Below are 22328 nucleotides of genomic sequence, written 5' to 3'. Positions count from 1 at the left end.
TCGGTTCAACTCTACTGCGTGGGGGCCGCGGGGGCAATCCTGGTCAGCCCCGGCCGGGACAAAGGGGCGCAGGCAGAGCCCGGTGACAGCCAGGTGGGGGCGTCAGCTGGCTCGCTGGCAGGCAAGGCGCGGCCAAGCGGCCGGCAAGGAGGTATCCCCCCTTGCCGGCCCAAGCTCAGGATGCGAGCAGCTCGCGCGCGTTGGCCAGGGTATTGTCGGTGATCTGATCCCCCCCCAGCAGGCGGGCCAGCTCGTTGAGACGGGCGCCCGGGTTGAGGGCCCGCATCTGGGTCTCTGTGGTCTTGCCATCGGTATGCTTGCTGACCACCATGTGCTGGTGCCCCTTGCCGGCCACCTGCGGCAGGTGGGTGACCACCATCACCTGGGTGGACTCGCCGAGCTGGCGCAGCAGACGGCCGACCACGGCCGCGGTCGGGCCGCTGATCCCCACATCCACCTCATCGAAGATGAGGGTCGGTGTCGACACCTTGCGGGCGCTGATCACCACTATGGCGAGGCTGATGCGCGACAGCTCCCCGCCGGAGGCGACCTTGCCAAGGGGCTGGATCGGTTGCCCCGGGTTGGTGGTGACCATAAATTCCACCCGATCGATGCCGAGGGGGGAGAGGCTGCTCTGGGCATCCGCCCGCACCTCTATGATGAAGCGGCCATCTGGCATGGCCAGCTCGTGCATGCTGCTGGTCACCTTGGCGCCGAGCTCCTCGGCATAGCGCTGGCGGCTCTGGCTGAGCACCTCTGCCGCCTGCACGAAGGCCTGGCGGGCCTGGGCCAGCTCGTCTTCCATACCTTCGAGGCGCTCCTCATCCGAGTTGAGGCGGGCGAGATCGCTGGCGAGATCCTGGTGATGCAGGGCCAGCTCAGCCGGTTTGACATGGTGTTTGCGGGCCAGATTGATGGCCTTGGAGAGGCGGGCCTCCAGCTCGTTGAAGCGCTCGGGATCCAGCTCCAGCAGATCGAGGTAGCTGCGCAGCTCGCTGTGACTCTCCTGCACCCCGATCAGGGCCTCGTTGAGCATCCCCAGCACGTTGCCGAGACGACCATCCATGGCGACCAGGGTCTCGGCCCTGTCCACCGCCACCTGCAGCAGGCCGGCGATGGTGGTCTCCTCGTTGTCATAGAGCAGATCGAGGCATTGGCCGCACTCCTGCATCAGCTCGGTGCCGTTGGCGAGCCGCTGATGCTCCTCCTCGATGGTTTCAAACTCCCCCGGTTGCAGGGCGAATTCATCCAGCTCCTGCACCTGGTATTCGATCAGCTGGCGGCGAGCCTCCCGCTGCTGCTGCTCGGCCTTGAGGCGGTTGAGCTCGTTTTGCAGCTGGCGCCACTGCTGGTAGTGCTGGCGCACCTCGTCCAGCAGCAGATGGTGGCTGGCGTACCCATCCAGCAGGGCAAGTTGATAATCGGGCTTGAGCAGCATCTGGTGGGCGTGCTGGCCGTGGACGTTGACCAGCAACTGACCAAGGCTGCGCAGCTGCACCAGGGGAACGGGCACCCCGTTGATGTAGCTGCGGGAGCGCCCCTCGGCGGAGAGCACCCGCCGCACTATGCACTCCCCCTCGTTTTCCAGCTCGTTGGCGGTGAGCCAGGCGCGGGCGGCCGGGTTGCCATCTAGCAGGAAACGCGCGCTGACCTCGGCCTTGTCGCTGCCCGGTCGCACCATGCTGGCCTCGGCCCGCTCGCCGAGGCAGAGGCCGAGCGCATCGATGGCAATGGATTTGCCTGCGCCGGTCTCACCCGTGATGCAGGTCATGCCGGATTGCAGATCGAGTTCGAGAAACTTGACGATAGCGAAGTTGTTGACGGTCAGCTGGGTCAGCATGGTCTCATCCTGTATGGGCCAACATTACTGTGTATGCATCCAGTATATACTGGTTTTCCATACAGTAAAGTGTCGGCCTCACACAGGCTGTCTGACCGGCTTAAAACAGCTTGCTGCCCCAGCCGAGCTTGTTGCGCAGCACGTGGAAGTAGCTGTAATCGAGGGGGTGGACCAGATGCAGCTTGTGGCTGCTCTTCTTGATGAGGATCTCGTCACCCGGGTGCACCGCCAGGGTCACCTGGCCGTCGCAGCTCACCTGCATGGCGTCATCCTGATTGTCGGGGGAGACCAGCAGGCGCACCTCGCTGTCCGCATCCAGCACTATGGGGCGGCTGCTCAGGGTGTGCGGGAACATGGGCACCAGCGTGATGGCATTGAGCTTGGGGGTGAGGATGGCGCCCCCCGCCGACAGGGAATAGGCGGTCGAGCCGGTGGGGGTGGCGACTATGATGCCGTCCGAGCGCTGGCTGTACATGAAGCTGCCATCGATATAGACCTCGAACTCGATCATGTGGGCTATCTTGCCCGGGTGCAGCACCGCCTCGTTCACCGCCAGGTTGCTGGACTTGCGCTCACCGTGGCGATAGACGGCGGCCTCCAGCAGGAAGCGATGCTCGCTCTTGAAGTGGCCGGAGAGCACCTGCTCCAGCGGCGGCAGATAATCCTGGGGCGAGAGATCCGTCAGAAAGCCGAGGTTGCCCCGGTTCACCCCGATCACCGCCACATCGAAGCGTGACAGCACCCGCGCGGCCCCCAGCATGTTGCCGTCGCCGCCGACGACGATGGCGAGATCCGCCTGTTCCCCGAGCTGCACCAGATCCATCACGTCATCGCAGAGCACGCCCAGGGTGTGGGCGACCCGGCTCTCGAGCAGCACCCGGAAGCCGCGGCTGCTCAGGTATTGATAGAGGCCGCTGAGGGTCTGGTTGGCACCTTCATGATGGGGTTTGCCGATCAGGGCGATGGTTTTGAACGGAGAATCCATAGGTTATCGGGTCTGGGGCTGAGTATTGAGGGGAGTATACCGCGCTTTGGTGGGGATTTGTCTGCTGCCATGCCTGGCGGGCGGATCCGGCCCGGAAAAGCGGCAAAAATGCCGGTTGGCTCACTTCATTGGCCATGAGAGGGCCCTTTTCCCCTTGAAAGCCGGGGCGACGTCCCCATAATAGCGCCAACATAGGGTCTGTTGATGTTTCGTCGCGACCGCGACGGAGTCAGTTTTTGCGCGGAGCTAGGCGCGAGACGCGAAGTTTGGTCATCCAAATGAGCCGTCGAGTAACGACGTTACACGCAAAAACTGACCCGTCCCTGCGGGTTGCGCCGCAAATGAGGTCATGCGTTGTTGCGGAACTTGCCAAGGGAACAACCATTGCCAGCGTTTCGCGCCTAGCCTGACGTCATTTGTTGCAGCAACGCGGCTTGCGCCTAAACGTCAACAGACCCTAACAAGTAACCCTGAATATTGGAGATGTCATGAACCACGAAGAACAAAAGGTTGAAGCGATGGAGCAAGTGGAAGTCCAGCCAGTCGAGCCGACCGATGTAGACAGTGAAGTGACAGCCGAACAGGCCCGCATTGCCGAGCTGGAAGCCCAGCTGGAAGCTGCCCAGCAGGCCGCTGCCGACGAGCGCGAGCGCGCCATTCGCGCCGCCGCCGAGATGGAAAACCTGCGTCGCCGCGTCGCCCAGGACGTGGAGAAGGCTCACAAGTTCGCGCTGGAGAAGTTTGCCGGGGAACTGTTGCCGGTGCTGGACAACCTGGAGCGGGCCATCGAGCTGGCAGACAAAGAAGACGAAGCCCTCAAGCCGATGATCGAAGGGGTTGAGCTGACGCTCAAGTCCATGCAGAGCTCGGTGGGCAAGTTCGGTCTGGTCGCGCTGGATCCCCTGAACCAGCCGTTCGACCCCAATGCCCATCAGGCCATCAGCATGATCGAGAATGCCGAGCTGGCACCCAACACCGTCATCGCCGTGATGCAGAAGGGCTACGAGCTCAACGGTCGGGTCATTCGTCCGGCCATGGTGATGGTCTCCAGGGCCCCTGCCTGAGACGCATCCCCCCATTGAGCCCGCCGCTCGGCGGGCTTTTTATTGGGATCCGCGGCGAGTGGGTGAAAATGTGGCCGCTGACCGACAAGTTGGTACGGTTTTTTATGCGCAGGGCTTGAAGCTCAACATCGCGGCCCCATATAGGTGGCAAGGCCACGGCGGCACAGACTATTGCACTGCACAGTGGCAAGAATTTGATGTCGGGAGCTTGAAAGCCACAGTGGCAGCCCCCACCTAGCCGTTAACGTATTAAGGCGAGCACCTCGCCAGTTTATTCAAAGTATTTGGAGATTCGTCAAATGGGTAAAATCATCGGTATTGACCTGGGTACTACCAACTCCTGTGTTGCTATTCTGGATGGCGACCATGCTCGCGTGATCGAGAACGCGGAAGGCGACCGTACTACTCCGTCCATCATTGCCTATGCCGATGACGGCGAAATCCTGGTTGGTCAGCCGGCTAAGCGTCAGGCCATCACCAACCCGAAGAACACGCTGTTTGCAATCAAGCGTCTGATCGGCCGTCGTTTCGAGGATGAAGAAGTGCAGCGCGATCTGAAGATCATGCCGTACGCCATCGCCAAGGCCGATAACGGTGACGCCTGGGTAGAAGTCAAAGGCAAGAAAATGGCACCGCCGCAGATCTCTGCCGAAGTGCTGAAGAAGATGAAGAAGACTGCCGAGGATTACCTGGGCGAGCCGGTGACCGAAGCCGTCATCACAGTACCGGCCTACTTCAACGACGCCCAGCGTCAGGCCACCAAGGATGCCGGTCGCATCGCCGGTCTGGACGTCAAGCGCATCATCAACGAACCGACCGCTGCGGCCTTCGCCTACGGCGTGAACAAGGTCAAGGGTGAGCGCAAGGTTGCCGTGTATGACCTGGGTGGCGGTACCTTCGACATCTCCATCATCGAGATCGACGAAGTCGAAGGGGAAACCACCTTCGAAGTACTGGCGACCAACGGTAACACCCACCTGGGTGGTGAAGACTTCGACAACCGTGTCATCAACTATCTGGTTGACGAGTTCAAGCGTGAGCAGGGCATCGACCTGCGCAACGACCAGCTGGCTCTGCAGCGTCTGAAAGATGCCGCCGAGAAAGCCAAGATCGAGCTCTCTTCCGCGCAGCAGACCGACGTGAACCTGCCGTACATCACCGCAGATGCCACCGGTCCCAAGCACATGAACATCAAGGTGACCCGCGCCAAGCTGGAATCCCTGGTGGAAGACATGGTGAAAGACTCCCTGGAGCCGGTCCGTGTCGCCCTGAAAGACTCCGGTCTGGCAGTTGGCGAGATCGACGACGTCATCCTGGTGGGTGGTCAGACCCGTATGCCGCTGGTGCAGAAGACCGTGGCTGACTTCTTCGGCAAAGAGCCGCGCAAAGACGTCAACCCGGACGAAGCCGTGGCCATGGGTGCTGCCATCCAGGGTGCCGTGCTGTCCGGTGAGAAGACCGACGTGCTGCTGCTGGACGTCACTCCGCTCTCCCTGGGTATCGAAACCATGGGTAGCGTGATGACGGCGCTGATCGAGAAGAACACCACCATTCCGACCAAGAAGTCCCAGGTGTTCTCCACTGCCGAAGACAACCAGTCTGCCGTGACCATTCACGTGCTGCAGGGTGAGCGCAAGCGCGCCAGCGACAACAAGTCTCTGGGCCAGTTCAACCTGGAAGGCATCCGTCCGGCACAGCGCGGTCTGCCGCAGATCGAAGTGACCTTCGATATCGATGCCAACGGCATCCTGCACGTCTCCGCCAAGGACAAGGAGACCAACAAGGAGCAGAAGATCACCATCCAGGCTTCTTCCGGTCTGTCCGACGAGGAGATCGAACGCATGGTACGCGAGGCGGAAGCCAACGCGGCCGAAGACAAGAAGTTCGAAGAGCTGGTGCAGACCCGCAACCAGGCTGACGGTCTGGTCCACTCGGTCCGCAAGCAGATCACCGAAGCCGGTGACGCCCTGCCCGCCGACGAGAAGACCAAGATCGAGACCGCACTGAGCGAGCTGGAAGCCGTCATCAAGGGTGACGACAAGGCGGCCATCGAAGCCAAGCAACAGGCTTTGCTGGAAGCGTCCCAGAAGCTGATGGAGCTTGCCCAGCAGCAGTCACAGGGCGCTGGCGCCGATGCCGGTCAGACTTCTTCTGCCAAGGCCGAAGACGACGTGGTCGACGCCGAGTTCGAAGAAGTGAAAGACGACAAGAAATAAGCCATACCCAGCTGGGCAGAGTTCGCTCTGCCCATTGGCTTAGTCACTGAATTTGCGGGCGTTGGGTGACCAACGCCCGTCTGCATAACTGTTTAAGTAGCAACAGGATGAGTATGTCGAAGCGCGATTTCTATGAAGTGCTCGGGGTATCGAAAGGTGCCGACGAGCGCGAGATCAAGAAGGCGTACAAGCGTCTGGCGATGAAGTATCACCCGGATCGCAACCAGGGTGATGCCGCATCCGAAGAGAAGTTCAAAGAGGTCAAGGAAGCCTACGAGGTGCTGACCGACGAGAACCTGCGCGCCCGCTATGACCAGTACGGTCATGCCGGGGTGGATCAGAGCCAGGGTGGCGGTGGTCACGGCGGCTTTGGCGGCGGTGCGGACTTCGGTGATGCATTCGGCGATATCTTTGGTGACATCTTCGGTGGCCGCAGTGGCGGTGGCCGTCGTGGCCCGGCCCGTGGCTCCGACCTGCGCTACAACATGGAGCTGACCCTGGAAGAGGCGGTACGCGGGGTCTCCAAGGAGATCAAGATACCGACTCAGGTCCATTGCGAGGTCTGTAACGGCTCGGGTGCCCACACCGGCAGCCAGGCCCATACCTGTCCGACCTGCCACGGTGCGGGTCAGGTGCAGATGCGCCAGGGCTTCTTCGCGGTGCAGCAGGCCTGCCCGCACTGCCACGGTCGTGGCAAGATCATCAAGGATCCGTGCCGCAAGTGTCATGGTGAAGGCCGCTACCAGAAGACCAAGACCCTGTCGGTCAAGATCCCGGCCGGGGTCGATACCGGTGACCGCATCCGTCTCTCCGGTGAAGGGGAAGCGGGGGAAGCGGGGGCCTCGGCAGGGGATCTGTACGTACAGGTACACGTCAAGGAGCACGAGATCTTCGTGCGTGACGGCAACGATCTCTACTGCGAAGTGCCCATCAGCTTCACCACAGCGGCGCTCGGCGGCGAGATCGAGGTGCCGACCCTGGATGGTCGGGTCAAGCTCAAGGTCACGGCGGAAACCCAGACCGGCAAGCTGTTCCGTCTGCGCGGAAAGGGCGTCAAGTCCGTGCGCTCCGGCCAGGTCGGCGATCTGATGTGCAAGGTGGTGATCGAGACCCCGGTCAAGCTGACCGAGACCCAGCGAGAGCTGCTGCGTCAGCTGGACGAGTCGTTCAGCGGTGCCGCCGCCAAGACCCACAAGCCAAAATCGGAAGGCTTCTTCGAAGGGGTGAAACGCTTCTTCGATGATCTGACCAAGTAATCACCGCAAGCGTGATGCAAGCCGGCCTCTGTGCCGGCTTTCTTTTTGCCTGCGGGGCGCCCCCCGGTACCCCTGACTCGCTCCCAGCTATCAATCCGTGATGCTGGTACGCCAGAAGATCTGCCGGATGCAGGGGTGCTGCCCCAGGGTCTGCATCAGGGCATCCAGCTCGACGCCGTCGATGGAGGTGGCCAGCAGCACCGCCGAGATCTCCAGATCCTGCTCCCCGAAGGGTTCGATATCCAGCTCGCTCAGGGGGTAGTTGGCCTGATCCAGCATCTTCTCCAGCCAGGGCAGCACCTCCTTCTGGTGCTCGCGCCGGATGAGGGCGGTGACGCGATAGGTCACCTCGGTGTCGGTGTTGTCCACCGGCCGGCGATTGATCTGATTGACCAGTGGCCGCAGCAGGGTGTTGGCGGCCAGCACGAACAGGGCGCCAAGCACAGCCTCCATGGCCAGCCCGGCACCGCAGGCGGCTCCGACCGCGGCCACGCCCCACAGGGTGGCGGCGGTGTTGATGCCGCGAATGTTGCCGGACTCGCGCATGATGACGCCGGCACCGAGGAAGCCGATGCCGGAGACGATGTAGGCCACCACATGGACCACGTTGTAGTTGCCGCCGTGCAGGTCATAGATGCGCTGGGCCAGGCTGACGAACAGGGCCGCCCCCACGGCGACCAGCACGTTGGTGCGCAGGCCGGCGGTGCGCTGGCGGTACTGGCGCTCCAGCCCGACCAGGCTGCCCAGCACGAAGGCCAGCAGCAGGCTGGCCAGGGTGTCGAGCAGGGAAATCATGTCTAGTTGTTGCCACATTCTCATGGCGTACTCCTTCTGGTTGCAGATGGCCTTCGGCATAGAAGATGAGACATCCGTCGGATGCCCCGATAGATGGCGTCTGAGCGGTGAAGGCCATCATGATGATGGAAAGCGGGCGCACAGGCCGAGCCGGCCCGCGTTCTCAGACCGTCGGCGGGCGGGCACTAAAGTGTGATTGAACGGGGCCAACCGGGTTGGCCCCTTTTTCATTTAATTGAGCCGGGGCTCGTCACCTCGCCGTGGGTGCAGCTCCCAACGAACGGGGTGAGCGACCCCGACCTGATGGACGAACTGCACCAGGTAACGGCGCTGGGACGGGGTGCAGCTCAGGTTGAGCACCAGCTCCCGGCCATCGCCGCGGCCCGGCCGCAGCGACTGCATGGGGTGCAGCCCGGCCGGTTGCAGGCTGTGGGCCACCATGCCCAGCACCAGCTCCATGTCGGCGCGATCCTGACAACGGATCTGCAGCCGGTAGTGGTGCTGGCGCTGCTTGCCGCGCGGCCAGCGTGGCAACAGGCCCAGCCTGCTCAGCAGGGGACGGGTCTGGGTTGAGGTCAATAGGGTTGAAACAAAGCGCATAGCAGCCTCCTTGTGGGAAGCAGAAACTATGCAGGCAAGGTGGCCGCCGACATGGACAGGGGCTCACCTGACGTCAAGTGTAAAAAGAGAGAAGAGGGGAGTGGATTTCCGCTTCTCGCAGGTTTGCGAGAGGGCGGCAGAGGCAACGCTGCGGCTATCTCGCGACCTGGGTGCCGACGATCAGGGTCGGCCTACAACTGTCACTTGATGAATTGCCCACTGATGGTCTCCGCTGTTTGATGGACGGCCAGATGGTACCCATCCACGGCGCCGAGGTAAAGCCCTCTCCTAACGCGGCAACATTCGGAAACAAGTTCACCGGCCCGGCACCCTCAAGGGCGACGCCACCACGGCAGGGTGCGCCTGCCGCCGGCAGCGGCTATAAATTAGCGGTTGCTAATGTTTTCTCGGATCGTAGAATGGCAAACATTAGCAGTCTCTAATTTATGTATCATCCCGTCGGCGCTGTGGGCGGGTCAAGCCACGGGGCCCGCCTGCCAGCAGGCTGAGCCCGTTACCAGGAGTGCCTATGTTTGAGAGCCAATGGCTGTTTGCCCTGGGGGGCGGCATGTTGATCGGATCCGCCGCCCTGATGTTGTTGCTGTTCAATGCCAAGGTGGCCGGCATCAGTGGCATCCTGGCCGGCGCCCTGCAGCAGACGGATGCCTGGCGCTGGTTGTTCCTGCTGGGGCTGGGCGGCGGGGCGCTGCTGGCGTTTCGCCTGGCGTGGGTCCCCATGCCGAGCTTCGCGACGCTGCCGGCCTGGCCGCTGGTGCTGCTGGCCGGGCTGCTGGTCGGGATGGGCACCCGCCTCGGCAATGGCTGCACCAGCGGTCACGGTATCTGCGGGGTGGGGAGGCTGTCCCGTCGCTCCCTCGCCGCCACCCTCACCTTCATGGCCACCGGTGCGCTCACCGTGTTCGTCAGCCACCATCTGCTGTAAGGAGCTACGGGATGAAACTGCTGATCAGTCTGTTGTCCGGCCTGCTGTTCGGGCTCGGCCTCGCTCTCTCCGGCATGGTGGATCCGGCCAGGATCCTGGGCTTTCTCGACGTGGCGGGGGCCTGGGATCCGAGCCTGGCGTTCGTGATGGGCGGGGCCCTGCTGGTGTTCATGCCCGGCTACTTCCTGCTGGTCAAACCCCGCAGCCACAGTCTGTTGGGTGAGGCCATCTGCCTCTTGCCTGCCCCCGTGCTGGATGCGCGTCTCCTCGGTGGCTCGGCGCTGTTTGGCATCGGCTGGGGCATGGCCGGGATCTGCCCGGGCCCGGCGTTGAGCCTGCTCGTCAGCGGCCAGCCCATGATAGGGCTGTTCGTGGCCGCCATGGTGGCCGGCGTCCTGCTCATCGATCGAACGCTGCCCTGGCTGCAGCAACGCAACCAGCCCTGATGTCACCCGGGCCGCTCGCGCCGCCGGCAGGCGAGACGGCTCCCTCACAGGGCTGAAGGTGGTAACATCGGAGCCCCGTTGTTTTGACAAGGCTTGCCCATGCACCCTCTGCGCCTGCTTATCTCAGATTCTCACGATCCCCTGTTCAACCTGGCGGTGGAGGAGTGCATCTTCCGCCAGATGGATCCCGCCCAGCGGGTGCTGTTCCTGTGGCGCAACGCCAATACCGTGGTGATCGGCCGCGCCCAGAACCCCTGGAAGGAGTGCAACACCCGCCGCATGGAGGAGGATGGGGTGACCCTGGCCAGGCGCAGCAGCGGGGGCGGGGCCGTGTTTCACGACCTTGGCAACAGCTGCTTCACCTTCATGGCCGGCAAGCCCGGCTATGACAAGAGCCTCTCCACCGCCATCGTATTGTCAGCCCTGAAACAGCTCGGGGTGGAGGCCTTCGCCTCCGGTCGCAACGATCTGCTGGTGGCGACCCCGGACGGGAATCGCAAGGTCTCGGGCTCCGCCTATCGAGAGACCCATGATCGCGGTTTTCATCACGGCACCCTGCTGCTGGACGCTGACTTGAGCCGACTTGCGAACTACCTGAACCCGGATCCCAAGAAGCTGGCGGCCAAGGGGATCACCTCGGTGCGCAGCCGGGTCGCCAACCTCTGCGAGCTGCTGCCCGGCGTCGATCATGAGCGGGTCGTCCAGGCGCTGACGGATGCCTTCTTTGCGCACCATGGTGCCCGGGTCGCCCCGGAACACATCTCCCCCGAGCGACTGCCAGACTTGCCCGGCTTCGCCGAGACCTTCGCCCGTCAGCGCAGTTGGGAGTGGAACTTCGGCCACGCACCCGCCTTCAGTCACCAGCTGGATGAGCGCTTCGGCTGGGGTGGGGTCGAGCTGCACTTCGACGTGGAGAAGGGGCTCATCGGCCGGGTGCAGATCTTCAGCGACAGCCTGGATCCGGCGCCGCTGGATGCGCTGGCCGAGCGGCTGCCGGGCACTGCCTATCGACCCGAGGCCGTCGCGGCCCTGTTGCGCCAGCTGGGGCTGGCGTTTCCGGCCCAGGCGGGCGAGCTGGCGGAGCTCGATGCCTGGCTGGTGGCGGCGCTGCGCTGAGGCGGGCATGACCCGGATCACGAAACGGCATCGGGCCGGCCGGGGGCGGTTCGCCGCCAGCCCTTGGCCCGCCGCTGCCATGATAAAAAGTAGGGCAGGCCATTAGATATTGTCGCTGTCTCAAACGCGGCCTCAGAGGTATAAACGGGGCACCTTTGCAGTACTAATGGTCTAAAAATGAGCGATCTGGTTTATCTGAAAGATGACGGCGTCAACGCCGTCTCCCCCGCATTCGAACGTCGTTTCGCCACCGTCAAAGCCCACTACTTCTCCCGCAATCCCGAGCTCTGGCCGGTGTTCCGCGAACCCGGTTTCGCCACCCTCAACGAGTTTCGCGCCCGTGGCCTGGCCCCGGACGCGCGGCTGAACGCCTGGCCCGATGGTCGGGCCCGCCTTGCGGATCTGTGCGAGACCATGCCGGTGCCCCAGGCCATGCGTGCCCCGGGCGAGCCCATGGCCGAGCTGCTGTTTGCCGGCGCCCTCTCCAAGGACTGGGAGAACCCCTCCAGCGTCGAGAACGTCATCACCATGTCGGCGGATCCCGCCATCTACGGCGCCCAGCTCGGCATCCTGGCCAACCCCAACCTGGTCTACTCAGAGTATGCCGGGGTGGCCGAGGAGCTGGAGAAGAAGGTGGTGCGTCAGATAGCCCTGCTGGCGGGCTATGATCCGGCCCGCGCCACCGGTATCTTCACCCAGGGGGGGACCTTCTGTAACCTCTACGGCTACCTGCTCGGCATCCGCAAGAGCCTGCCCGAGGCCAAGCACAAGGGGCTCGGCCACTATCAGGATTACCGCATCATCAACTCCCAGGGCGGCCACTACTCCAATATCACCAACCTCTCCCTGCTGGGGGTGGACATAGAGCACAAGACCATCCGCATCCAGGTCGGCGAGAACAACGACATCGATCTGGTGGATCTCGAGCGCACCCTGACCGCCTGCTTCGCCCTCAAACACGTGGTCCCCACCATCATGCTCACCATGGGCACCACCGACACCTTCGGGGTGGATCAGGTCAAGCCGGTGGTCGAGCTGCGGGATCGGCTGTGCGAGCGGTTCGAGGTGGCGGTCAAGCCCCACATCCACGTGGATGCGGCCATCGGCTGGTCGATGATCTTCTTCCTGGATTACGACTTTGGCGCCAACCCGCTCGCCATCAACGCCGCCACCCTGGCGGGGATAGAGCGCAACGTGGCGCGCTTCGCCGAGCTGAAATACGCCGACTCCTTCACCGTCGACTTCCAGAAGTGGGGCTATGTGCCCTACACCTCCAGCCTGGTGATGATCAAGGAGCAAGAGGATCTCAAGGCGATGGAGAACGATCCGGAGAACTTCTCCTACTTCGAGCGGGACATCCAGGGTCAGACCCACCTGCAGTCCACCATCGAATGCTCCCGGGGGGCGAGCGGGCTGTTCGGTGCCTATGCGGCGCTCAACTACATGGGGGTCGAGGGCTATCGCACCGTGCTGGCGCACTGCCTGCAGAATGCGAACTACTTCCGCTTCCGCCTGAGCCAGCTCGGCAACGTCAAGCTGGTGGCCCAGGAGAACCAGGGGCCGAGCGTGGGCTTCAAGATCTACAACCCGGAGTGGGTGCAGGATCCGGAGGCCGAGTTCGCCTTCGAGCTGGCGCGCACCTCGGATGCGGCCTACAAGGCGAGGCTGGCGCGCAACACCGACTATCACCGCAGCCTGTTCAAGGGGCGCGGCAAGGTGGGGCTGTTCACCAACTGGGTGGAGGCGGTGGCGCGCTCGGACTATGACGCCCGCGGCAAGTACTCCTACATCGCCGGCGAGAAGGCGGTGTTCATGAACCCGGCCTGCGGCCGCGAGCAGATCGACGCCTTCATCGACCATATTTGCGGCTGAATCCGGCCGAGAGAGCAGATAAAGAAACGGCGGGCCCAGTGCCCGCCGTTTTCTTGTCCGGTGCGCCGCTTACTGCTTCTGCAAGCGGGTGATGGTCAGCTTGCCGGCCGGGTTCTCGGCGTGGAAGCCGACCGCATCCCCCACCTGCAGGCCCTTGAGCAGGGCCGGGTCGGCCAGCACGAACACCATGGTCATGGCGGGCATCTTGAGGTTGGCGATGGCCTCGTGTTTGATCCCGACCTTCTGGTTCGCCTCGTCGATGCGGCTGATGACCCCCTTGGTCATCACGATCTCCTCCGTCGGTTTCATCTCCATCCCCTCCATCTGGGACATGTCGTGCCCCTCGTGGTTCATGGTCATCTCGGCCTGGGCCTGGAGAGAGGCGAGGCCAAGCAGCAGGGTCAGGGTCAGCGTCTTGTAGTTCATGGTGTTTTCCTTGAAGTCGTTGAATTTGTATCGGTTGTAAATTTGGATCAGTCGGCCTGCTCGGGCGCCAGGCCACGGCGGCGCCACAGATAGAAGGCTGCGGGCAGCACCAGCAGGGTCAGCACCAGGGCCGTCACCATGCCGCCTATCATGGGCGCGGCGATGCGCTGCATCACCTCGGAGCCGGTGCCGTGGCTCCACATGATGGGCAGCAAGCCGGCGATGATGGTGACTACCGTCATCATCTTGGGGCGCAGGCGCAGGGCGGCGCCCTGGATGACGGCCTGATGCAGGCCGCGCAAGTCGGGTTTGCCACGGGCCACCAGATCGTCCCAGGCGTGGTTGAGGTAGACCAGCATCAGCACGCCGGTCTCCACCGCCACCCCGGCCAGGGCGATGAAGCCCACCCCCACCGCCACCGAGAGGTTGAAGTCCAGCAGCCAGACGGTCCAGATACCGCCGACCACGGCGAGCGGCAGTGTGGTGAGGATCAGCAGCACCTCCTGCATGCGGCGGAACGCCAGATAGAGCAGCAGCACTATGATGGCGAGGGTGAGCGGCACCACGTAGGCGAGGCGCGCCTTGGCCCGCTCCATGTATTCGTACTGACCGGACCAGGTGAGGGCGTAGCCCGCCGGCAGCACCAGCTGCTTGTCCACCTGGGCCTTGGCATCGGCCACGAAGGAGCCGATGTCCCGCTCGCGGATATCCACGTAGACCCAGCCGTTGAGGCGCGCGTTCTCGCTGCGCAGCATGGGGGCCTCGTCGCTGATGTAGACGCGGGCCACGTCCGCCAGGGCGATCCGCTCCCCCTTGGGGGTCACCAGCGGCAGCAGCTCCAGGCTCCCCACCGAGTCGCGGTAGCTCTGGGGATAGCGCAGGTTGATGGGATAGCGCTCGCGGCCTTCGATGGTCTGACCCACGTCCATGCCGCCGACGGCTGTGGCCAGCACCGCCTGCACGTCGGCGATGTTGAGGCCATAGCGGGCCGCCTTGAGTCTGTCTATGTCCACCTTGACGTAGCGGCCACCGGCCACCCGCTCGGCATAGACCGAGGCCGCCCCCTCCACCTTGCCGACGATCTGCTCGAGCTGCTGGCCGAGTCGCTGGATCACCTTGAGGTCCGGCCCGGCTATCTTGATGCCGACCGGGGTCTTGATGCCGGTGGCCAGCATGTCGATGCGGGTCTTGATGGGGGGCACCCAGGCGTTGGTGAGGCCGGGGAACTGGATGAGGGAGTCGAGCTCTTCCTTCAGCTTCTCCGGGGTCATGCCGGGGCGCCACTGGTCGCGATCTTTAAGCTGGATGCTGGTCTCCATCATCACCAGATCGGCAGGGTCGGTGGCGCTGTCGGCGCGCCCAGCCTTGCCGAACACGTTCTGCACCTCGGGCACGGTACGGATCAGCTTGTCGGTCTGTTGCAGTATCTCCCTGGCCTTGCCCACCGAGATGTTGGCCGCGGTGGTGGGCATGTACATGATGTCCCCCTCATCGAACGGCGGTATGAACTCGGACCCCAGATATCTGAGCGGCCAGAAGCCGATGACGGTCACCGCCAGCGCCAGCAGCAAGGTGGCCTTGGGGCGGGCCAGCACGGCGTTGAGCAGCGGGATATAAGCCTGACTTAAGCCACGGTTGAGGGGGTTGGCCTGTTCCGCCAGCACCTTGCCGCGAATGAAGTAACCCATCATTACTGGAACGAGTGTGATGGAGAGCCCGGCCGCCGCCGCCATGGCGTAGGTCTTGGTGTAGGCGAGGGGATGGAACATACGCCCCTCCTGCGCCTCCAGCGCGAATACCGGCAGGAAGCTCATGGTGATGATGAGCAGGGAGAAGAAGATGGCGGGCCCCACCTCTATGCTCGCCTCGACGATCACCTGCCAGCGGTTCTTGTCGGTGAGTTCGGTGCGCTCCATATGCTTGTGGACGTTCTCTATCATCACGATGGCGCCATCCACCATGGCGCCGATGGCGATGGCGATGCCGCCAAGGGACATGATGTTGGCGTTGATCCCCTGCAGGTGCATGACGATGAAGGCCACCAGAATCGCGATGGGCAGGGTGATGACCACCACCAGCGAGGATCTCAGGTGGAACAGGAAGGCCAGGCAGACCAGCACCACCACCGCGAACTCCTCGATGAGCTTGCCGGAGAGGTTGTCGATGGCGCGCTGGATGAGGTCGGAGCGGTCATAGACGGTGACCACCTCCACCCCCTCCGGCAGGCTGCTCTTGAGCTCGGCCAGGCGCGTCTTGACCCCGTCTATGGTGCGCTGGGCGTTCTCGCCGAAACGCATGACGATGATGCCGCCCACCACCTCGCCCTCGCCGTTGAGCTCGGCGACGCCGCGTCGGCTCTGGGGGCCGGTGACTACGTCCGCCACGTCACCCAGCAGCAGGGGGGCGCCCCGCACCTGGGTGCCGAGGGGTATCTGCTTGAGATCTTCGACGCTCTTCAGATAGCCGTTGGAGCGCACCATATACTCGGCTTCCGCCATCTCGATGACGGAGGCGCCGGTTTCCTGGTTGCCCTGCTCGATGGCGGTCTGGATGAGGGAGAGCGGGATGCCGTAGGCGCGCAGCTTGTCGGGATCGACCCGTACCTGGTACTGGCGCACCATGCCGCCCACGGTCGCCACCTCCGAGACCCCGTTCACCGTCTGCAGCTCGTACTTGAGGAACCAGTTCTGCAGGGAGGTGAGCTCGCTCAGATCGTGCTTGCCGCTCCTGTCCACCAGGGCGTATTGGTAGACCCAGCCCACCCCGGTGGCGTCGGGGCCGAGCTGGGGCTGCGCCGAACCGGGCAGGCTGGGGGCCACCTGGCTCAGGTACTCCAGCACCCGGGCGCGGGCCCAGTAGAGATCGGTGCTGTCGTCAAACAGCACATAGACGAAGGAGTCGCCGAAGAAGGAGTAGCCGCGCACCGTAGTGGCGCCCGGCACCGCCAGCATGGCGGTGGTGAGCGGGTAGGTGACCTGATCCTCCACCACCTGGGGCGCCTGGCCCGGGTAGGAAGTCTTGATGATCACCTGCACGTCGGAGAGGTCCGGCAGGGCATCGACCGGGGTCTGCTTGACCGACCAGAGCCCCCAGGCGGTGAGCATGAGGGTGAGCAGCAACACCAGGAAGCGGTTGCCGACGGACCAGCGGATGACAGATGGGATCATGGCTTGACTCCTCTCGCTTGGCGCGCAGGCAGCAGGACTCGGTTGCCGGCAAAGCGGCAGATGATGGACGGGATCATGGCTTGTCCCCCATCTGGTGCTGGCTGTGGTCCATGCCTTCCATGCCCTTTATCTCATCCTTGGCAGGGGCATCCTCGACATGGATGTTGACGATGCGGTACTCATCCCCCTGCTGCTCGACCTGCAGGTGCAGGCGCTGCCCCTGGACGAGCTTGCTCATGTCTACGCCATCTGCCACGGCGAAGTCCATCTCCATGGCGGGCCACTGCCACTCGGGGATCGGCTGGTGGGCGACGGTCAGGGTGCGGCTCGCCAGATCCAGCGTCTGGATCTCCCCCTGGGTCCAGATCTGCTGCGGCCGTACCGCCGTCATGCGCTGGAAGTCGGAGTCGATGCTGGATTCGGAGTCGAGCAGGAACTGGGCCGAGCTGACGATGTTGTCCCCCGGCTCGACCCCGTCCAGGATGGCGACCCTGTCACCGAACTGGGCGCCCAGGGTGACCGCCACCGACTTGAAGCCGCCATCCCCCAGCGCCAGCACCAGCCGGTTCTGACTGCCGGTGCGGATCACCGCCTGACTCGGTACCACCATCTGGGGTTCGCCCTTGCCGCTGCGAATGCTCACCTTGGCGAACATGTTGGGCTTGAGGAACTCGTCCGGGTTGTCGAAGCGCAGCCGCACCTTGAGGGTGCGGGTGGCGGCGTCCAGGGTGGGGTAGAGGTAATCCACCTTGCCCTGCCAGCGCCGGCCGGGGGCGTAATCCAGGGTCATGGTGACAGGGTCGCCCACCTTCAGCTGGCCGGCCTGGCGCTCGAACAGCTCGGCGCTGACCCACACCTGCTGCAGGGTGCTGATGTTGAACAGGGCGGCGGCGGGCTCCACGTACTGGCCCTCGCGTACCTTGAGATCGGAGACATAGCCGCTGCTCGGGGCATAGATGCGCACCGTCTCGCTCACCTGGCGGCTGCGCTTGAGGGAGGCTATCTGATCCGCCGGTACCTGCAGGGACTTGAGCTTGCCCTCGGCGGCGCGCAGCAGCAGCGGGTTGGCAGTGTTGAGCGCCAGCAGGTATTCGTGCTGGGCGTTGACCAGATCCGGCGCGTAGATCTCGTAGAGCAAGGTGCCTTTGGCCACCTTCTGCCCCTCGCTCTTGATGGCGAGAGTGCGGATCCAGCCCGCCATGCGGGCGTTGATGGCCGTAAGCCTGTCCTCGTCGTAGCCCACGTAGCCCACCGTCTCGATCTGCTGGTGGATGGGCAGCTTCTCCACCTTGGCCAGCCGCACCCCCAGGTTCTGCTGGATCTCGGGGCTGATGGTGACGGTGCCGGGGGAGCCGCTCTTCTGCTCCTCATAGACGGGAATGAAGTCCATCCCCATGTTGTCCTTGGCGGGGGCGTCGCGCCGATCGCGGGGATCCATGGGGTTGACCCAGTAGAGCGGGGCCTTCGCCTCAGGCCCACTGCCGGCGGTCTGGCTGGCGGCCCAGTAGCCGCCGCCGGCGCCGAGGGCGAGCAGCAGCGCGGACATCAGCAAGCTCTTGTTCATAGCAGGCCTCCGGCGCGGATCTGCATGCAGAAAGTGCAGGAGGAGGGGGCGCCCGGGGAGGCGGCAAAGTTGGCTGGTGACATGGTACATCTTCTCTCGTGTCGGGCCGCCGGGTCGTCGTAGGAGTGCGGGTCTCTCAGACCCGGACAGGCGTGCCCGCTTGGGCAGGCTTGCCTCTCACAACGTACGAACGGGGCGGCAAACGGAGCACCGCCGACGGATCAGCAGGTGCACGGCACAGCGTGCAAGGTCGGGCCAGGCCACACCTTGCAGGGGGAGAAGATCGCGCTAATGGCGCAGCACAGAGAGCATCAGATGCCGTCTGGGCCAGGAGGGGGGATGGGTGCCACGCAGGCGCAGTAAGGGATCCCGCAGCCACTGATCCAGCAGGGACGCGGTGGCGCCCTGGCGGGGCATGAGCAACAGGGGCAGGGCAAACAGGGTCAGCAGCGCCGCCAGCAGGGGGATACCCGCACCCGGGGAGGTGAGGCCGCCGTGCATCTGGCAGTCTCCCTGGCTCATGCTGGCGCCGGCCATGCCGTTGCCGGCATCGTGGCAGGGCAGTCCCTGCATGGCGGACGACATCTCGGTGGCATCGGTCATGACCAGGGTGTCGGTGGCCATGGCCATCTCTGCCGTCGCCGCGCCATGCCAGCTGATGCAGAGCGTGAGATTGCAGACGAGCACCAGCGCCAGCAACAGCCGGGCGATGAGCTCTGTGGGCAATCTCGATGACAACATGGATGCTTTCCCTCTGACGGATAGGTGAAATGTAAACCTTACCTAAAGGAGAAGGTCAAGGTATGGCGGCAGTGGAGCGGCAAATAGGTGATCCGGAAGGGGAAATGGCGAGGGGCAGATAAAAGGGGCAGACAAAAAAGCCCCCGCATCGGCGGGGGCTCTGGGTCAGGACTCGGGCGGGGGCAGCGGGGCTCCCCGTTCCGACCGCTTCATGATGAGGCGGAAGAAGAGCGGGATGAAGAAGGTGGCGATGAAGGTCGCCGCCAGCATGCCGCCGATCACCGGCCAGCCGAGGGCATGACGACTGGCGGCACCGGCGCCGCTCGAGGTCACCAGCGGCACGCAGCCGAGGATGAAGGCGAGCGAGGTCATGATGATGGGGCGAAAACGCAGTCGCGCCGCCTCCAGCGCCGACTCGATCAGGCTCATTCCCTCCTCGTGTTTCATCACCGCGAACTCCACGATCAGGATGGCGTTCTTGGCGGCCAGGCCGACCAGGGTCACCAGCCCTATCTGGAAGTAGACGTTGTTGGTGAGCCCCACCGCCCAGGTGGCGAGCAGGGCGCCGAACAGGGCGAAGGGCACCGCGGTGATCACCGCAAATGGCAGGCTCCAGCGCTCGTACTGGGCGGCCAGGATGAGGAAGATCATCACTATGCCGAAGCCGAACGCGGTGCCGGCGCTGCCTGCGGAGGCTTTCTCCTGGTAGGCGGAGCCGGTCCACTCCAGCTTGGCGTCGTTGCCCAGGGTGTCGTTTGCCACGACTTCCAGCGCGGCTATGGCCTGACCCGAGCTGTAGCCGGGCGCCGGCTGCGCCATGATCTTGGCCGCCTGGAAGATGTTGAAGCGCTCGACCAGCTCGGGGCCGGTGGCGTCACGCACCGTCACCAGGCTGCTGAGCGGGATCATCTCCCCCTTGTTGGAGCGCACATAGACGTTGCGGATGTCGCTCTTCTTGGCGCGGTAGTCCGCCTCGGACTGCAGCTGGACCCGGTAGGTGCGGCCGAACTGGTTGAAGTCGTTGACATAGACCTGGCCGAAGGTGGCCTGCATGGTGTCAAACACCGCGTTGATGGGCAGCCCCAGCGCCTTGGCTTTCTCCCTGTCGAGATCCAGGTAGACCTGGGGCACGTTGGCGCGGTAGGTGCTGGTCACGCTGGCGAACTCGGGACGCGCCTTCGCCGCCTCGAGGAAGCGCTGCACCTCGGCCGAGAAGGCCTGGGCATCGCCGGTGCTGCGGTTCTGCAGGTAGGCCTCCAGCCCGCCGGTGGTGGACATGCCGGTGATGGGAGGCGGGTTGAAGGAGGCGACGAAGCCATCCGCCAGCCCCATCAGGCTCATGCCCTGGAGGGTCTTGGCCAGGGAGAAGGAGTCCTGCCCCTCGCCCTGGCGCTCGCGCCAGTCCTTGAGGGTGATGAAGCTGATTCCGCTGTTGCTGATGATGGCGTTGGAGAGGATGTCAAAGCCCGAGAAGGTGATGACATCCTTGATGTTGGGGTTGGCCATCGCCATGCGGTCGAAGTCGTTCGCCACCGCCTGGGTGCGGGTGAGGGCGGCCGCGTCCGGCAACATGATGGCGGAGAGCAGGTAGCCCTGATCTTCGTTCGGCACCAGCTCCCCCGGCACCTTCAGCAGCAGGCCGTAGATGGAGACCAGGATCAGCGCGATGATGGTGAACGCCACCCCGACCCGGCGGTTGAGGAAGGCCACCCCGCGCACGTAGCGGCGGGTCAGGCCATCGAAGGCGTTGTTGAACCAGACGAAGAAGCGGGCCGGCTTGTGATGGCCCTCCTTCAGCAGCACGGCGCACAGGGCCGGCGACAGGGTCAGCGCCACCAGACCGGAGATGGCCACCGACACCGCCACCGTGATGGCGAACTGCTTGTACATCACCCCCGTCATGCCGCCCATGAAGGCGACCGGCAGGAAGACGGCGCACAGCACCAGCACGATGGCGACCACCGGGCCCGACACCTCCTGCATGGCGAGGATGGCGGCCTCCTTGGGCGAGCACTTCTTCTCCTGCATGATCCGCTCGACGTTCTCCAGCACCACGATGGCGTCATCCACCACTATGCCGATGGCGAGCACCATGCCGAACAGGGTCAGCAGGTTGATGGAGAAGCCCAGCAGCAGCATGCCGGCGAAGGTGCCGATCAGCGACACCGGCACCGCGATGCAGGGGATCAGGGTGGCGCGCAGGTTCTGCAGGAACAGGTAGACCACCACGAACACCAGCACTATCGCCTCGAACAGGGTGTAGACCACCTCCTCGATGGAGATTTTCACGAACTCTGTGGTGTCGTAGGGGATCTGGTACTCGATGTCCTGGGGGAAGCGCTCCTTGAGCCGCGCCATGGTGGCATGTACCTGATCCGCGACCGCCACGGCGTTGGCGCCCGGCTGCAGGTAGGTGGCGATGCCGATGGCGGGCTTGCCGTTGGCCTTGGCCAGCAGGTCGTAGTCCTTGCCGCCGAGCTCGACCCTGGCCACGTCCTTCACCCGGATCTTGGAGCCGTCCGGCATGGAGCGGATGATGATGTTCTGGAACTCGCGCACGTCCTCGAGCCGTCCCTTGGTCTGCACCGTGTAGGTGAAGTCGACCGGGGCCGTGGTGGGCTGGGCGCCGATCTTGCCGGCCGCGAACTGGGTGTTTTGCTCGCGGATGGCGCCGATCACGTCGCTCGGGGTCAGCTCGAGCTGGGCCAGCCGGTCCGGCCGCAGCCAGATGCGCATGGCGTAGTCGGTGCCACCGAACAGGGTGGTGTCGCCGACCCCGGGGATGCGCTTGAGCTCATCGATGATGTTGAGCAGGGCGTAGTTCGACAGATAGGTGGTGTCGAAGGTGCCGCCTGGGGATTGCAGCGTCACCACCTGCAGGATGGAGGTCGACTTCTTCTTGACCGTCACCCCCTGCTTCTTCACCTCTTCCGGCAGCTGGGCCATGGCCGCGCTGACCCGGTTGTTGACGTTGATGGTGGCCTGATCCGGATCCGTGCCTATCTCGAAGTAGACGTTGAGGTTCATCTGACCGTTGGAGGCGGAGCCGGACTGCATGTAGAGCATGTCCTCCACCCCGTTGATCTGCTGCTCGAGGGGGGCCGCGACCGTCTGGGAGATGACCTCAGGGGTGGCTCCCGGGTAGAAGGCGGTGACCGAGACCACAGGCGGGGTGATCTGCGGGTACTGCTCTATGGGGAGCGCTCGCATCGCCGCCAGCCCGCCCAGCACTATGATGATGGAGATGACGCTGGCGAAGATGGGGCGTTCGATGAAGAACTTGGAAAACATACGAAC

16 protein-coding genes are annotated in these 22328 nt (G+C 64.0%); 7 read left to right on the top strand and 9 right to left on the bottom strand.

Annotation, left to right across the window (positions count from 1 at the left end):
* Positions 1-175: 175 nt before the first annotated feature.
* Positions 176-1840, bottom strand: a complete 1665-nt coding sequence (gene recN, locus KW825_RS04700; protein ID WP_218328398.1) for a DNA repair protein RecN — start codon at positions 1838-1840, stop codon at positions 176-178.
* Positions 1841-1940: 100 nt separating this feature from the next.
* Positions 1941-2825, bottom strand: coding sequence for an NAD(+) kinase (nadK, locus tag KW825_RS04695; RefSeq protein ID WP_033130358.1), 885 nt, complete (start codon positions 2823-2825; stop codon positions 1941-1943).
* A 488-nt stretch (positions 2826-3313) separates the two neighbouring features.
* Between nadK and grpE the strand changes: the two genes are divergently transcribed.
* The 3 genes from grpE (at position 3314) to dnaJ (ending at position 7361) form a co-directional block, all read left to right on the top strand.
* Positions 3314-3889 (top strand): nucleotide exchange factor GrpE, encoded by a 576-nt coding sequence (gene grpE, locus KW825_RS04690; protein WP_218328397.1) that lies wholly within the window; start codon positions 3314-3316, stop codon positions 3887-3889.
* A gap of 299 nt (positions 3890-4188) precedes the next feature.
* Complete coding sequence (gene dnaK, locus KW825_RS04685; protein WP_033130360.1) at positions 4189-6105, top strand: molecular chaperone DnaK; 1917 nt, start codon at positions 4189-4191, stop codon at positions 6103-6105.
* Between the two features lie 113 nt (positions 6106-6218).
* The gene (dnaJ, locus tag KW825_RS04680) at positions 6219-7361 is read left to right on the top strand and encodes a molecular chaperone DnaJ (RefSeq protein WP_033130361.1); all 1143 of its coding nucleotides are present in this window, start codon (positions 6219-6221) and stop codon (positions 7359-7361) included.
* A 90-nt stretch (positions 7362-7451) separates the two neighbouring features.
* Here dnaJ and KW825_RS04675 read toward each other — a convergent pair whose 3' ends face one another.
* Together KW825_RS04675 and KW825_RS04670 are read right to left on the bottom strand one after the other, a co-directional pair.
* Positions 7452-8180, bottom strand: a complete 729-nt coding sequence (locus tag KW825_RS04675) for an MgtC/SapB family protein (protein ID WP_033130404.1) — start codon at positions 8178-8180, stop codon at positions 7452-7454.
* A gap of 207 nt (positions 8181-8387) precedes the next feature.
* Entirely contained in the window at positions 8388-8756 is a 369-nt protein-coding gene (locus KW825_RS04670) for a hypothetical protein (RefSeq protein WP_218328396.1), read from the bottom strand.
* A gap of 529 nt (positions 8757-9285) precedes the next feature.
* On the opposite strand from KW825_RS04670, the gene KW825_RS04665 reads away from it, so the two are divergent.
* From KW825_RS04665 to KW825_RS04650, 4 genes are all read left to right on the top strand, one after another.
* The gene (locus tag KW825_RS04665) at positions 9286-9699 is read left to right on the top strand and encodes a YeeE/YedE family protein (RefSeq protein WP_218328395.1); all 414 of its coding nucleotides are present in this window, start codon (positions 9286-9288) and stop codon (positions 9697-9699) included.
* 11 nt (positions 9700-9710) lie between these two features.
* On the top strand, positions 9711-10145 hold the full coding sequence (locus KW825_RS04660; protein WP_218328394.1) for a YeeE/YedE family protein: 435 nt from the start codon (positions 9711-9713) through the stop codon (positions 10143-10145).
* Positions 10146-10244: 99 nt separating this feature from the next.
* Positions 10245-11261, top strand: a complete 1017-nt coding sequence (locus KW825_RS04655; protein WP_218328393.1) for a lipoate--protein ligase A — start codon at positions 10245-10247, stop codon at positions 11259-11261.
* 177 nt (positions 11262-11438) lie between these two features.
* The gene (locus tag KW825_RS04650; protein ID WP_218328392.1) at positions 11439-13133 is read left to right on the top strand and encodes a pyridoxal-dependent decarboxylase; all 1695 of its coding nucleotides are present in this window, start codon (positions 11439-11441) and stop codon (positions 13131-13133) included.
* A 69-nt stretch (positions 13134-13202) separates the two neighbouring features.
* Here KW825_RS04650 and KW825_RS04645 read toward each other — a convergent pair whose 3' ends face one another.
* From KW825_RS04645 to KW825_RS04625, 5 genes are all read right to left on the bottom strand, one after another.
* A complete protein-coding gene (locus KW825_RS04645) occupies positions 13203-13559 on the bottom strand; it encodes a copper-binding protein (protein WP_218328391.1) in 357 nt (118 codons plus the stop codon).
* A gap of 47 nt (positions 13560-13606) precedes the next feature.
* Positions 13607-16726, bottom strand: a complete 3120-nt coding sequence (locus KW825_RS04640; protein WP_218328390.1) for an efflux RND transporter permease subunit — start codon at positions 16724-16726, stop codon at positions 13607-13609.
* 73 nt (positions 16727-16799) lie between these two features.
* Positions 16800-18290, bottom strand: coding sequence for an efflux RND transporter periplasmic adaptor subunit (locus tag KW825_RS04635; protein WP_218328389.1), 1491 nt, complete (start codon positions 18288-18290; stop codon positions 16800-16802).
* 288 nt (positions 18291-18578) lie between these two features.
* Positions 18579-19031 carry a hypothetical protein gene (locus KW825_RS04630; protein ID WP_218328388.1) on the bottom strand — a complete coding sequence of 151 codons (453 nt, stop codon included), beginning with the start codon at positions 19029-19031 and terminating at the stop codon, positions 18579-18581.
* Positions 19032-19196: 165 nt separating this feature from the next.
* Positions 19197-22322, bottom strand: coding sequence for an efflux RND transporter permease subunit (locus KW825_RS04625; RefSeq protein WP_218328387.1), 3126 nt, complete (start codon positions 22320-22322; stop codon positions 19197-19199).
* Positions 22323-22328 lie beyond the last annotated feature (6 nt).

This window comes from Aeromonas sp. sif2433, from assembly GCF_019218705.1.
GTDB classification, from domain to species: domain Bacteria; phylum Pseudomonadota; class Gammaproteobacteria; order Enterobacterales; family Aeromonadaceae; genus Aeromonas; species Aeromonas encheleia.
This window is presented reverse-complemented; position numbering and strand designations above follow the sequence as displayed.